Origin of the sequence: uncultured Campylobacter sp., assembly GCF_938031315.1 — a bacterium.
Lineage (GTDB): Bacteria > Campylobacterota > Campylobacteria > Campylobacterales > Campylobacteraceae > Campylobacter_B.
The window spans coordinates 1-11,951 of sequence record NZ_CALHHT010000260.1 but is presented as its reverse complement, the minus strand read 5'-3'; the positions used below and the strand labels follow the sequence as shown (position 1 = coordinate 11,951).

13 protein-coding genes are annotated in these 11,951 nt (G+C 49.0%); 6 read left to right on the top strand and 7 right to left on the bottom strand.

Annotation, left to right across the window (positions count from 1 at the left end):
• The first annotated feature begins 121 nt into the window (after positions 1-121).
• The 3 genes from Q0236_RS06555 (at position 122) to Q0236_RS06545 (ending at position 3,120) form a co-directional block, all read left to right on the top strand.
• Positions 122-250, top strand: a complete 129-nt coding sequence (locus Q0236_RS06555) for a hypothetical protein (RefSeq protein WP_297916235.1) — start codon at positions 122-124, stop codon at positions 248-250.
• 787 nt (positions 251-1,037) lie between these two features.
• Positions 1,038-1,832 carry a sulfur carrier protein ThiS adenylyltransferase ThiF gene (gene thiF, locus Q0236_RS06550; RefSeq protein WP_297916233.1) on the top strand — a complete coding sequence of 265 codons (795 nt, stop codon included), beginning with the start codon at positions 1,038-1,040 and terminating at the stop codon, positions 1,830-1,832.
• A 526-nt stretch (positions 1,833-2,358) separates the two neighbouring features.
• Positions 2,359-3,120 (top strand): thiazole synthase, encoded by a 762-nt coding sequence (locus Q0236_RS06545; RefSeq protein WP_297916231.1) that lies wholly within the window; start codon positions 2,359-2,361, stop codon positions 3,118-3,120.
• A gap of 299 nt (positions 3,121-3,419) precedes the next feature.
• Here Q0236_RS06545 and Q0236_RS06540 read toward each other — a convergent pair whose 3' ends face one another.
• Positions 3,420-4,037: a tetratricopeptide repeat protein gene (locus Q0236_RS06540; RefSeq protein WP_297916229.1), complete on the bottom strand. Its 618-nt coding sequence runs from the start codon at positions 4,035-4,037 to the stop codon at positions 3,420-3,422.
• 220 nt (positions 4,038-4,257) lie between these two features.
• Between Q0236_RS06540 and thiH the strand changes: the two genes are divergently transcribed.
• From thiH to Q0236_RS06525, 3 genes are all read left to right on the top strand, one after another.
• The gene (thiH, locus tag Q0236_RS06535; protein WP_297916227.1) at positions 4,258-5,391 is read left to right on the top strand and encodes a 2-iminoacetate synthase ThiH; all 1,134 of its coding nucleotides are present in this window, start codon (positions 4,258-4,260) and stop codon (positions 5,389-5,391) included.
• Positions 5,384-5,833, top strand: coding sequence for a hypothetical protein (locus Q0236_RS06530; protein ID WP_297916225.1), 450 nt, complete (start codon positions 5,384-5,386; stop codon positions 5,831-5,833). Before thiH ends, Q0236_RS06530 begins: the two co-directional genes overlap by 8 nt.
• Positions 5,834-5,930: 97 nt before the next feature.
• Complete coding sequence (locus Q0236_RS06525; protein ID WP_297916223.1) at positions 5,931-6,386, top strand: hypothetical protein; 456 nt, start codon at positions 5,931-5,933, stop codon at positions 6,384-6,386.
• Positions 6,387-6,439: 53 nt separating this feature from the next.
• On the opposite strand, the gene Q0236_RS06520 is transcribed toward Q0236_RS06525, so the two are convergent.
• From Q0236_RS06520 to Q0236_RS06495, 6 genes are all read right to left on the bottom strand, one after another.
• Positions 6,440-7,891 (bottom strand): DKNYY domain-containing protein, encoded by a 1,452-nt coding sequence (locus tag Q0236_RS06520; RefSeq protein WP_297916220.1) that lies wholly within the window; start codon positions 7,889-7,891, stop codon positions 6,440-6,442.
• Between the two features lie 163 nt (positions 7,892-8,054).
• Positions 8,055-8,393, bottom strand: a complete 339-nt coding sequence (locus Q0236_RS06515; RefSeq protein ID WP_297916218.1) for a cupin domain-containing protein — start codon at positions 8,391-8,393, stop codon at positions 8,055-8,057.
• A gap of 647 nt (positions 8,394-9,040) precedes the next feature.
• Entirely contained in the window at positions 9,041-9,217 is a 177-nt protein-coding gene (locus Q0236_RS06510) for an S-ribosylhomocysteine lyase (protein WP_297916216.1), read from the bottom strand.
• 223 nt (positions 9,218-9,440) lie between these two features.
• Positions 9,441-9,983, bottom strand: a complete 543-nt coding sequence (locus Q0236_RS06505) for a DJ-1 family glyoxalase III (protein WP_297916214.1) — start codon at positions 9,981-9,983, stop codon at positions 9,441-9,443.
• A 10-nt stretch (positions 9,984-9,993) separates the two neighbouring features.
• Positions 9,994-10,569, bottom strand: a complete 576-nt coding sequence (locus Q0236_RS06500) for a cytochrome c (RefSeq protein WP_297916212.1) — start codon at positions 10,567-10,569, stop codon at positions 9,994-9,996.
• 75 nt (positions 10,570-10,644) lie between these two features.
• Entirely contained in the window at positions 10,645-11,859 is a 1,215-nt protein-coding gene (locus tag Q0236_RS06495) for an OprD family outer membrane porin (RefSeq protein WP_297916210.1), read from the bottom strand.
• Between the last annotated feature and the right edge of the window lie 92 nt (positions 11,860-11,951).

The window sequence follows — 11,951 nt, the reverse complement described above, 5'->3', positions numbered from 1 at the left end:
CGCACGCAGATCTCAAGCGGCAAAAAATATGAGATCGTCGAGTTCGTAGGTGGCGGCTGAAGGGCGAAGCTTTGAATTGCGTTAAAAATTACGGCGGTCGAGGTTTAAATCTACGCGGAAGTTGCTAAATTTAATCGGTACGGCGACACAGCGGCTGGGGCTTAAAATTTGCGCGCCCGTCGTTAAAATTTTAAGCGATACGGCGACATGGCGTAGCGACACGGCAGCGTTTGGGTTTTTAAATTTATGAGGAAGTCGCGGTAGTCTGGCGCCTGCGGTGAGCCTTTAAATTTTTGAAAGTGAGCTAGGCTGCGGCGGTCGAGCGCAGGAGTTTGAAATTCGCTCCGCGGCGATAGAGTTTAAATTTTATTGCGGCGGCGGAACGCTAATTTGCGTCGCCGGCTGCGGCGACTGGGCGCGGAGCTGTAAACTACGTCGGCACCATAAGCTTGAGCGCATGGTTTTAGAATTTACGCCGAAGTTGTGAGATTTGGGCGCGAGGTTTTAAAATTTACCCCGAGATCTCTGCCGCTATGTACGCTACGACGTATATTGCTGTGCGCCGCTTTTTCGTCGGTTCGGCTTGAAATTTTAAATTTAGCCGCAGTGCGGATTTATTCGGGCGTTTAGCGGCTTTTAAATTTGGCGAAGCGCTAGAGCGATTCGCGACTTTAAATTTTAACCGATAAGTTGGGTTAATGCGCTAAATTTGGCGGATTTGGCTTGCGCTGTGTATTTCGTACAGAGGCTCTACGATGGCGCCGTATTAACTGAACGCAATGCGCGAGGCCAAAACATGACGCGTTAAAGTACGATGAAATTTTTAGATTAAAATCGCGTGCGATGCGCTCGCTACGCCTCGCTTACGCCGCAGCTCGTGCGAGCGTTTGCGCGGTGCGTAGTAGCCGCGCAGATTTCTGTCGCAACCGCGCCGCAATACCGCATTAGTCGCGCTATGTTCGCGCAGATGCAAGGCGCCGCGCGCTTAAATTTGCGCGATAAATTTAAACGGCAAAAAGATAAAATTTAGGATCAAAATGCAGATAAAATTAAACGGCAAAGCTTACGAAACAGCCGCGAGCGATCTTGAGGGGCTGAAGCGCGAGGTTAAATTTAGCGGCGAGATCGCCGTGATAAACGGCTATGCGAGCACGCAAAACTGCGCGCTGAAGGCGGGCGATGAGCTCTTTTTGCTCGCGTGCGGCGCGAAGCTGGCGCCGCAGGAGCTTCGCGAGCTGATGCTTGCTCGCAATGCCCCCGCCGTAAACGCGGCGTTGCAAGGCTCGCGCGTGGCGATCTGCGGGCTCGGCGGGCTCGGCTCAAACGTCGCGATCCTGCTTGCGCGCGCGGGCGTGGGCGAGCTCTTTTTGATCGACTTCGACGTCGTCGAGCCGACCAACCTCAACCGCCAGCAGTACGAGATCGGCGATCTTTACAAGCCCAAGACGGCCGCTCTGCGCGAAAAAATCGCGCGTATAAACCCGTTCGTGCGCGTGCGAACCTTAAACGAGCGACTTACCGCGCAAAACGTAGCCGAAATTTTAAAAAACGAGCGTATAATTTGCGAGTGCTTCGACGACGCGGCGGCGAAAGCGATGATTTTCGACGCGCTCGGCGGCACGGATCGCTTTTTGATCTGCGCTAGCGGCATGGCGGGCAGCGGCAGCGCCAACGATATCCGCACGACGCGGCTCGGCAAAAACGTCTTCGTCTGCGGCGACCGCAAAAGCGCCGCAGCTCAGGGAGTGGGGCTGCTCGCGCCGCGCGTGGCGATCTGCGCCGCACATCAGGCAAACGTCGCGCTTAGGCTGATTTTGGGCGAGGAGGGCTAAGCCTGACGCTAATCGTGCGCTTTGGCGTTTCTAAATTTACGCGCTTGCATTGCCGCTGAATTTAAAGGCCTCGCGCGATTATTTTTGAGAAGCAAAGAGCGTTTCGGCGGGTATACAGCGCGCGTTTTTAAGACGGCGTGAAATTTACCGCGCGCCGCGTAAATTTAGCCGCGAGATCTAAATTTAATCGACGAAATTAAAACCATTTGCCGTGCGGAGCTTGCGGGAAAGTAGAATTTTAAAATTTATTCGGCGCGAGCGAGCTACTTTTGGACGTAGGATTTAAAATTCCGCGCAGCGAAGCGAGTCGCAGTCTGCGCATGAAATTTTAAAATTTTTGTGTCGTGGCGTAAAATTTTGACGAGAAATTTTAAAGCTCGGGCGCGGCGTCGTGCAGCGCATTAAAATAACGATAGAAGCAGGGCGCACATCTGTGCCGCAATTTCGCTGTGTATAATCACCGTGCGCTGATATGCGCCATTTAGCGCCGCGCATAAAAACGAAAATTTAAACTAAAGAGGATAGAATGGACGATAAACTGATCTTAGGCGGCAAGGAGTTTAGCTCGCGCCTGATAATGGGCTCTGGCAAGTTCGATCACGCGATGATCGACGCCTGCGTGCGGCACGCGGGCTGCGAGATCGTCACGCTCGCGCTGCGCCGCGTAAACGAAAGCAAGAGCCGCAATATCTTGGATTTCATCCCCCGCGGCGTCACGCTGCTGCCGAACACCAGCGGCGCGCGAAACGCCGAGGAGGCGCTGCGGATCGCACGGCTCGCGCGCGAGCTAGGCTGCGGCGACTTCGTAAAGATCGAGATCATAGGCGACAGCAAATACCTTCTGCCCGACAATGCCGAGACGATTAAGGCCTGCGAGGCTCTGGCGCGCGAGGGTTTCGTGCCGCTTGCCTACATGCACGCCGATCTGTGCGTCGCGCGCGATCTAGTAAGCGCGGGGGTCGCCGCCGTGATGCCTCTGGCCGCACCCATCGGCTCTAACCGCGGGCTGATGATGCGCGGGATGATCGAAATTTTGCTGGGCGAAATCGACGTGCCGATCATCGTAGATGCGGGGCTCGGCGCGCCTAGCGAGGCCTGCGAGGCGATGCAGATGGGCTGCGCTGCGGTGATGGTAAATACGGCGATCGCCACGAGCGGGGATCTGGCGCTGATGGCGCGGGCGTTTGCGCTCGGCGTGCAGGCGGGGCGCGATGCCTATCTGGCGGGGCTCGGCGCCGTTTGCAAGACGGCCAGCGCAAGCTCGCCGCTAACGGGATTTTTGAGGTAGCGGTTAGAATTTTAAGCGCCCTTGGTTGTGCGAGCCGTGTTTTTTGTGCCGAATTTGCATTTCTTGGGTTTGTACGGATACAATCGCGCAAGGTTTTTGCGCCATGTGAGTTAAATCGGCGCGTATTGTCAAGCCCTATGCCGAACGACATGAATTCCGCACTTCGCTAGGCGTCTTAAAGCACTGCGGCGAAAAGTAATTTGGTAGCGGTGTAACGCGCAGCAAGCTCGGCGATGAAATTTTAAAATTTAATCGGGCTGAAAGCAGCCCGATCGAGAGAAACCCGATTGATCGGCGGGCTATTTTAGTATGTCGTATTTATCGCAGTATTCTCGTAAATAGTCTTTTTCATAGTCTAATAGCGCCGGGTCTTTTTTACCCATTTCGCAGGCTTTTTGATAGTATTGTGTCGCCATTGCTCTGTCGTTATTGGCTTCGAGACCTGAAGCAAAATTCCTGCAAGCTACCCAGCTCCCCGCATCGCAGGCTCTTCTGGCATATCCCATAGCCCGCGTCATATCCATTTTAACTCCTTTGCCATTTGCATACATATGACCTAAATTGTTGCAGCCGTCCGCGATTCCGCCGTCGCAAGCTTTATCGAATAGCTCGACAGCCTTTTTATAATCCTTTTTTACCCCTATGCCATTATCATACATTGCTCCCAAATCCGAGCAAGCTTCATAATCGTTTCCATCGCAAGCTTTTTTAAAGTAGTAAAGCACTTTTTTATAGTCTCTATCGGATGCGTTTCCCCCGAATACGGTCGGATTTTGATAAAGAGCGCCGGCGTCACCGCAAGCTTCAATATTGCCTGCTTCGCAATTTTGCTCAAATTGTTTAACTTGCTCTTTGCTAAAAGTTATGCCAAAAGCCAAAGAGCCCAACAGGGCTAAACCTAAAATGATTTTTTTCATCGCTTCTCCTTAAAATTTTACGAAAGTATATTCTTTCATCTTTTAAAAATCACTAAAATTTAAAATGCGAATAGACACCCCTCGTTTTGTAATTTTTTACCTAAAACCTGCTAAAATGCGCTTCTAAACCAAACGAAAAGAAACTTTGCGGCGCCTAAATTTACACGCAAAAGCGTGCCGCGTGGAATTTAAATGAAAATTTAAAAGGAAAATTTTAAAGATGAACGAAACCGGCTATCTAGCGGGCATGGAGGATATCGGAAGCGAGATGATGGAGCGTACGCTCGCTCTGCGCGAGGGCTTTTGCAAGGAGGCGAGCGAGGCTGACGTGCAAAGGGCGATCGGCGCGAAAAATAGAAGTCTGCGCGATTTTGCGGCGTTACTAAGCGTGCGCGCGGGCGAGCATTTGGAGCAGATCGCGCAAGCTGCGGCACGTGAGAAGGCGGCGCATTTCGGCAGCAACGTTGCCGTTTTCACGCCGATTTACATCTCAAACTACTGCGATAATCTCTGCGTTTACTGCGGCTTTAACTGCAAAAACAAAATCGCGCGCGCAAGGCTCGATGAGACGCAGCTAAAGGCGGAGTTTGAGGCGATAGCGGCGAGCGGGCTAGAAGAAATTTTAATCCTCACCGGCGAGAGCGAGAAAAACAGCCCCGTGCACTACATCGGGCGCGCCTGCGAGCTCGCGCGGCAGTATTTTAAGGTAATCGGCGTCGAAATTTATCCGCTAAACTCCGTCGATTACGCCTATCTGCACGCTTGCGGCGTCGATTTCGTCACCGTTTTTCAAGAAACCTACGATCCCGCGCGCTACGCGCAGCTGCATCTTGCGGGCAACAAGCGCGTTTTTGCGTATCGCTTCGCAGCCCAAGAGCGCGCGATTAGAGGCGGTATGCGCGGCGTGGGCTTCGCGGCGCTTTTGGGGCTCGGAGACTTCCGCCGCGATGCCTTTGCTACGGGCGTGCACGCGTGGCTGCTTCAGCGCAAGTACCCGCGCGCCGAGATCTCCTTTTCGGTGCCGCGCCTGCGCCCGATCATCAACAACGACAAAATAAATCCGAAGGACGTCGGTGAGCGCGAGCTGCTGCAGGTGATGTGCGCGTATCGGCTGCTGCTGCCAAGTGCGCAGATCACGATCTCCACGCGCGAGAGGGCGGGCTTCCGCGACAATGCGATTAGGATCGCGGCGAGCAAAATTTCGGCGGGCGTGAGCGTGGGTATCGGCGGACACAGCGAGCAGAGGGGCGACGAGCAGTTCGAGATCAGCGATGCGCGCAGCGTAAGCGAGGTTTGTGAGGCGATTCGCGGCGGCGGGCTGCAGCCGCTGATGAGCGAGTATATCTATGTGTGAGAGCGCGGATATGCGAGCTTACGCCGCGAAACTTCAGCACGAAAGGCTTGCTTCAGCGGCGAAATTTTTAGAATTTTATGCGGCGAAATTCTGCGCTCGCATGGGTAAAATTTGCAATGCTTTTTTAAGAGGCGAGATTTGCGGTGCGCTACTTGCGGGCAGATTTGGTGCTGCTAGACGCAGCAAAATTCGTAGCGTAAAATACTACGCCGAATTTTACAGCGCCGCATGCCGCGACAAAATTTATGACGCTATGACGGATGATAAAATTTTAGGCACCGCGTTAGCACGCGTAGGAAATTTTGAGCTACAAAATGCGTGCGTAAATTTAAAGTCTGGAAATACGCGAGCGGATTTAAAATTTAAAGACAGCACAAATTCGGAGTTTGCAAATGGTATAAATTTTAAATTTAAAAACGGGGGCTTTTGTGCGATATTTTAGAAATTATACCGACGATTCAAGCGTGCTTCGTCGTAATAAACCCATCTCTAAAGCAGAGTGGGTTTTACTCCACCCCGTTTTGCTCACGGCAATATTTATGGTAATAAGAACGCTTTGTAATTACGTGATTTTTGGCAAAAAGTACGATCTAATCTCTTGTATAGTCGGGTGCGATGCCTTTTTTGAGTTTACGTATTCGTTCTATCTCGTCGCATTTTGCGCGCATCTTTTACTATCGCGCGATATACGGCTTACGGCGGCGGCGCTAGCTGCCTTTTTCGTCATGGCATACTCTTTAGGGACATACTCCAACTCTGCTCCATTTTTCATCGCTTTTGCTTATATGCTATTTTTATCATTCGCGTTTAGGCGACTTTTGCCGATCGCTTATGCGCTATTTTTTGTAATCAGCTATATCTCGATATTTTTAGTGGTTGCTTTGGCTTCGCCGCTTCCCATTATCGTGATGTTTATCGCTTGCCCGCTAGCTTGGACGTTTTATTTCAAATTCACATATAAAGAAACCCTGCTCGTAAGCGATAAGGACTGCTAATTCTGCCTAGTCCTATGAAGCGTGCGACGAAAATTTTCTAAAATTTCGGCGCACTAAAATTCCACCCGCGTCTTTACTTCGAAAAGCAGCTCGCCGTCCACCGCTTCAAGTCCGCCGCTCTTTATCATCTCGCGAATTTTATCCGTGCCGACGCCCTGTTTTTGAAGTAAAATTTCAACCAAGCTTAGATCCCCGATCTCATAAATGCACCGATCGATCAGCTGCGAAGAGCCCAGATCGTCGAAGTAGAAAAATCGCCCGCCGTTTGAATAGACCCAGCCGTATAGCCCGCCGTGCACGCCGCCGACCCTGCGCCACTCGTGCGGCAGCTCGAGCGCGAAAAGTCCGCTTTTGCGAGCGACCAGCCTGCGAGTGCTGCGGCCGCCGCCCCAAACATCCGCGCGCTCCAAAAAATATATCCGCTCGCCGCTTTGAAACACGCTGCCGCTAAGCGCGTGAACTTCGCCCGCGAAGGGATTGTCTGCCGCGCGCTTTTGCTTTCCGTCGTTCTCGTCGAAATAATAGATGCCGCCAGGGGAGGCAAAAAGTAGATGGTTTGAGTGCGCTAACTGCCTATTTAGCGGAATATAGGGCGCGGCGGCAGAGTCAAATTTTAAATCGTTCGCAAAAACGTCGCCGCCTTTCGCATCCCACAAAAAATAATCCAACCGCTGCCTCAAAAGTTCGTAATGCCCGCCGTTATCGCGCGCGTCAAGGCGCAGGTTTTTAAAATACACGTTCGCGCCGTCTGCGGCGTAAACGCCGCTAGCGCGCCCATCGCTTCCCTCTATCCGGCGCAGGCTCGCGGCATCCGCGCCCGGCAAAATCTCTCCTTTATAAAACGCGCGCGAACCCTCCGCCGCGTAATACAAACCCGCGATTTGGCGCAGATTTGTAGCGTCCATTCGTTTAAATTTATAGAGGTAGCTTTGCGGTTTGGGCGCATCCCAAAAAATATGCGCCAAGGTTTCATAAGTAAGCTTAAACGCCCCCAGCGCGTCGTTCGGCACCGCCTCGCCGTCGCAAAAATAACTGATCCGTCCGTCGCTTACGTATCCGAACGCTACAGCTTTCGTGCGCGCGGGCTCTAGCTCGCTCATCGCGATATTTCCGCAATATACGGCGTTTTTATCCGCCGCGACGTTGGAGCGGTAGCCGGAGCCGAAATCCAAAACCCGAAAGCTCGCCGCATCCGCGCCTGATATCGCAAAATAGCCCGCGCCCACCACGAGGGCGTAAATTTCGTCTCCTTTTTTGTAAAAATCGCTGTATTTGATCTGCTCTTGCGGCGAGTAGTCGTCGCTGGAATTTATAACAGCCGCCAGAATAAGCACGCTAAAAGCCGCGAATACAAATATCGCGCCAAGCACGATCTTGCGCCAAAGCGGCATGCCCCGAGGCGCGTCTCGCGCCGGCTTACGATCTGCTTCTACCTTGCGCGCCCTAGCTTTGCGCTTCTTTTGCGCGCGCTCATCCTTTGGCTCTTGCGTAAAATCTTCATACATCTTTTGCCTCAAATTTAATCTCGCCGCAGATTGCGCGGCACTTGAAATTGTACAAAAGCGCGGCTAAATTTATGAAATTTAACGCTACGGACAAATTCTGATTCAACTCTTTGCGGCGCTAATTTATTTTACGAATACCACAAAATCTCTGGCAAATTTTAATTCAAAGCGCTTCGTAGCCGCACGGAATCGGCGCCGTAACGCTTGCAAACACAAAATCCTCACCGCCCGTATTTTTCATACCGTGGCACTCTCCGCTTTTGGAAATGATTAGATCGCCCGCACAGATCGGCACCTCCTCGCCCTTGCTCGGATAAAACACGCCGCGTCCGCTTAAGCAGATCCACACGTCATCGCCGTCTGGGTGGATATGAGGCGCTACGACCTGGCCGCGTTTGACGATCCAAACCGCGCCGCAAGTGGCCTCCGTAGTAAAAAATGTTGTTTTTACGGCTCGCTCGTCGCTGCAAATAGCATCTTTTATATGAAAAATTCTTTGCATTTTCGCTCCTTTAAGTTCACCGCATCCGGCGCGGTTTCGGCGGAATTTTAGCATTCTTTTCGTGCAGCGAAAGTGAAATTTCAAGCTCCAAACTCGCAACGCAACCTTAAATAAAAATTTTAAATTCACATTTTACTGTGCGATTTTTTTTGGAGGATTGAAGATCGCATCTAAAAGTAAGAAGGCGCACAAGCATGGTATTTGTGGATAAAATTTCGGCTTTAATTTAAGACGAAATTTTAAAAATTCTTCTAAATTTAAAACTGCTCTGCTAGATAAATTTATTAAATTTGATATAAGCTTTGCTTGTGCGCTTCTGCCACCCAGCTTAAAGCCAAATCGTAGCTTTTATCAAAAACCTCGCATGGCGCAGACTTTACGCCAAGCGCTAAGTCGGTTTATAAAGCTAAATCGGCTTATAAATAGATGTTGCCTCCGGCTTGTTTTAGCAGATACGCATTTTTGCGCCCCGAATTTTTGCATATTTTACGATAATATTTTATGGTGCGTTATACACTGATCGCGGAACAAGCGGTGCCCAAAGAGATAGTGCTAGAATTTTGCGCCATCTCTTAAATTTCAAAACTATTTTATCTTGCTTGGATCCAGCGCGATCTCGTCGTTTTTAATCACGCCGATACCCTTATTTAGCGCATTTGAGCAATCTGCTTAGCTTCAGCTAGCGAGTACATCGCGAAGATGCCGCACTGAAATTTATTCAACTCGGGGATGTCTGCTTGAGAGCCTACGCCTAAAATATTTTTATGCTTACGCTTCACGCCGTCGCGACGGTAAGGTTTAGTTTCAATAGCGACTAGCTCCAATAAAATTCCATCTGTCACGCACAAGGTCTTTTGCGTTTTTCAATTTAAAATTTGAGTTGTGGGAATTCCATTCATCGTCTACGGATACTCAGAATAAATATTGTGGCTATTTTATACCTGCAGAGTAAGATAAAATTTGTAGTTCTCAGGCGTGGCAAAATCAGCACGCCCCGTTTTACAAATGCAAAATAAGGCGCGTTGGAATCGGCTCTAACTTGAGATTTTATTTAAAAAGCAAATCGGATTTTAGCTTGGAATAAACCTGCTCGCCTTTTAGCTCGTGAACGATTTGCAGTGCGAATTCCATTGCAGTAGCGGGACCTTTCGAAGTCATTATATTTTGATCTTTTACGACATTCGCCGAATTCGTATAGCCTGGGTGAGCGATCTGATTTTCAAAACCCGGATAACAAGTGTAAGAGCTTTTTAGCACACCTGCGGTGGCTAGTGCCCACGGAGCAGCACATATTGCGCCGATCTTGGCATTGTTTGCGTCGAAGTCGCGCAGTATCTGCCCCAGCTTCTCGCTCTTTGCCAAATTTTCGGCTCCAGGCAAGCCGCCGGGCAAAACGATCATATCAAATTCCGAAACTTTTATATCGCCTAAAATTTCATCGGCGATCATCTCTACGCCGTGCGCACCACGGACGCATTTCTTATCCAGCCCCACGGATGCTGCATCGATCTCCGCGCGGCGCAAAATATCGATCAAACTTACCGCCTCGATCTCTTCAAAACCGTTTGCCAAAACAATCGCTACTTTCATCTACGCTCCTTTATTTTAGGTATGAGCCCTGCTCGCTCGGGGCGGTCGAAATTTCAGTATTCGTGCTCCTACTAGACGAGCTATCGTATAGGAACGAATCGTCGCCTTTTAGATAAGCAATGATGTAGCCTAGCTCCGTAGCGCCCGTCTTAGCGGCGATCGGCTGCATGATATTTTTCATCTTGCCACCATAACTTAGATCTGTAGTGTATTGCGACATAGCTATCGATATCTCTTTGGCGTCCATATCTTTGAGTTTACGCGATACTCCATAGGCTTTTTTTTGCCCGTTCTCGCCGTGGCAGGAAGCGCACTTTTCGGCAAAGATCGCTCCGCCTTTTTCTTTTAGAGAGTTTGTATTTCGATTTACCTTGCCGCTATGGGTTTTACTGCCTGCGACCGGAGCGTTTTTGTAGATATTTACAGTTACGTTTTCATCTTTAGAATGCTTTTCGATCAGGGATTTTAGCTCTTTGGCAAACTCACCTTTGGCTTCGAATACATACGTGTCATCATTTGCTTTATCCGCGGCATTTAAACTAAAGGCAAAAAAACATGCTAAAAAAGAAATTTTAAAAATTTTCATAGAAAACCTTGATTTAGAATTTAAAAAGGGCGAAGCAAAAGCTTCGCCCTAATTTTACCTGTATAAGGTAAATAATTAGAAGCTGTATTTAGCCTCGAATCTAATGCGATCTTTTTTCTCATCGCGATCTGTGCCATAAGCATCATCAATTTTATAGTGAGAATACCAAGTTTTAAAGCTTAGCTTTTCATTATATTTATAAGAAATTCTACCTACTACTTCGTATGCATCGTCACCATGCGCTTTACCGTCTAGGTAATCAGCGCCGATTCTGATGCCAGTATCAGGGATGGTATAGCCTGCTACTACATACCAGTAGTGATTTTCGCCAGTAAAATTCCTATAATCTAGCAACTCCTGACCCGGGCTGATGAAAGAGCCTTGATCTTCAAAGGATACAAAAGAAAGGCTGTCTTTATGATCAGGTTCAAATTTCAAATAACCCGCAGCTAAATCAACGCCAAAGAAACCAGCACTTGCTTCTGCGGCCCAGAAATCTGCATCATCGGCACCTACTACATTTTTATAGTCGCCATCGAAATCAGAAAATGCATACTGACCTTTTACGCCGAGATTAAAATCATCAGAGATATCAAAATTTAGAGCTAGTTCTGCAGCGAAAAGCTGTGCAACATCCTCTAGAGCGTTATACCATAGCTGGAAAGATACCGGATCGTATGAACCCATAAAGCCTATGCCATATAGATTATGATCGGTAGTTAATTTACCATCTACTCTAGCCCAATCAAGGCTTGAAATATCGCCATCATTCTCTAAAGAATCCATCCAAAAGCCACTAATTGTTAAGCCCTCGATATCGGTACTAGTAATCTTAACGCCATCTCCATACATATCATCGGTAAAGAATGAGCCTATGCCCTGGCGACCAACTGCAATCGTAGTACCGCCGATAGTGTATCCCAAGTAAGCCTTAGCAATATCGAAATCAGAATCCGGGTCTTCTCTTCTTGCGCCGTAATTGCCATGATATTGACTATTTGAAGAAGAAGCGGATTCGCCATGATCTTCATCCATAAATCTAATGCCTACTACACCAAAGAAGTTATCGTCGATTTTAGCTTTGAAATCTACTTCGGATTTGAATTCCCAGACACTAGATTTCTCGCGGTGGACATTTTTATCGGATTCATTATTGTGTGTATATCGCATACGAGCGTATCCGTTTAGATCCACATCCTTGATAGCTTCCTCTAACGGAACAGCACTTGCACTCATAGCAAGAGCACCTGCAGCGACTGCTGCCGCTAAACTAAGTTTAACTAGTTTCATTTTGAACTCCTTTAAAAGTTTGTAAGCGCAATAGTAGCACAAAATGACAAATTATATGCTTAAAATAGGCTGAAAAATACTAAAATTTTACC

Excerpts from the sequence above, each read along its gene's own strand:
- Q0236_RS06525 (WP_297916223.1), top strand. The coding sequence starts at position 5,931 with ATGGTAATAAGAACGCTTTGTAATTACGTGATTTTTGGCAAAAAGTAC.
- Q0236_RS06530 (WP_297916225.1), top strand. The coding sequence starts at position 5,384 with ATGTGTGAGAGCGCGGATATGCGAGCTTACGCCGCGAAACTTCAGCAC.
- Q0236_RS06500 (WP_297916212.1), bottom strand. The coding sequence starts at position 10,569 with ATGAAAATTTTTAAAATTTCTTTTTTAGCATGTTTTTTTGCCTTTAGT.
- Q0236_RS06515 (WP_297916218.1), bottom strand. The coding sequence starts at position 8,393 with ATGCAAAGAATTTTTCATATAAAAGATGCTATTTGCAGCGACGAGCGA.
- Q0236_RS06545 (WP_297916231.1), top strand. The coding sequence starts at position 2,359 with ATGGACGATAAACTGATCTTAGGCGGCAAGGAGTTTAGCTCGCGCCTG.
- Q0236_RS06495 (WP_297916210.1), bottom strand. The coding sequence starts at position 11,859 with ATGAAACTAGTTAAACTTAGTTTAGCGGCAGCAGTCGCTGCAGGTGCT.
- thiH (WP_297916227.1), top strand. The coding sequence starts at position 4,258 with ATGAACGAAACCGGCTATCTAGCGGGCATGGAGGATATCGGAAGCGAG.
- Q0236_RS06520 (WP_297916220.1), bottom strand. The coding sequence starts at position 7,891 with ATGTATGAAGATTTTACGCAAGAGCCAAAGGATGAGCGCGCGCAAAAG.
- thiF (WP_297916233.1), top strand. The coding sequence starts at position 1,038 with ATGCAGATAAAATTAAACGGCAAAGCTTACGAAACAGCCGCGAGCGAT.
- Q0236_RS06540 (WP_297916229.1), bottom strand. The coding sequence starts at position 4,037 with ATGAAAAAAATCATTTTAGGTTTAGCCCTGTTGGGCTCTTTGGCTTTT.
- Q0236_RS06505 (WP_297916214.1), bottom strand. The coding sequence starts at position 9,983 with ATGAAAGTAGCGATTGTTTTGGCAAACGGTTTTGAAGAGATCGAGGCG.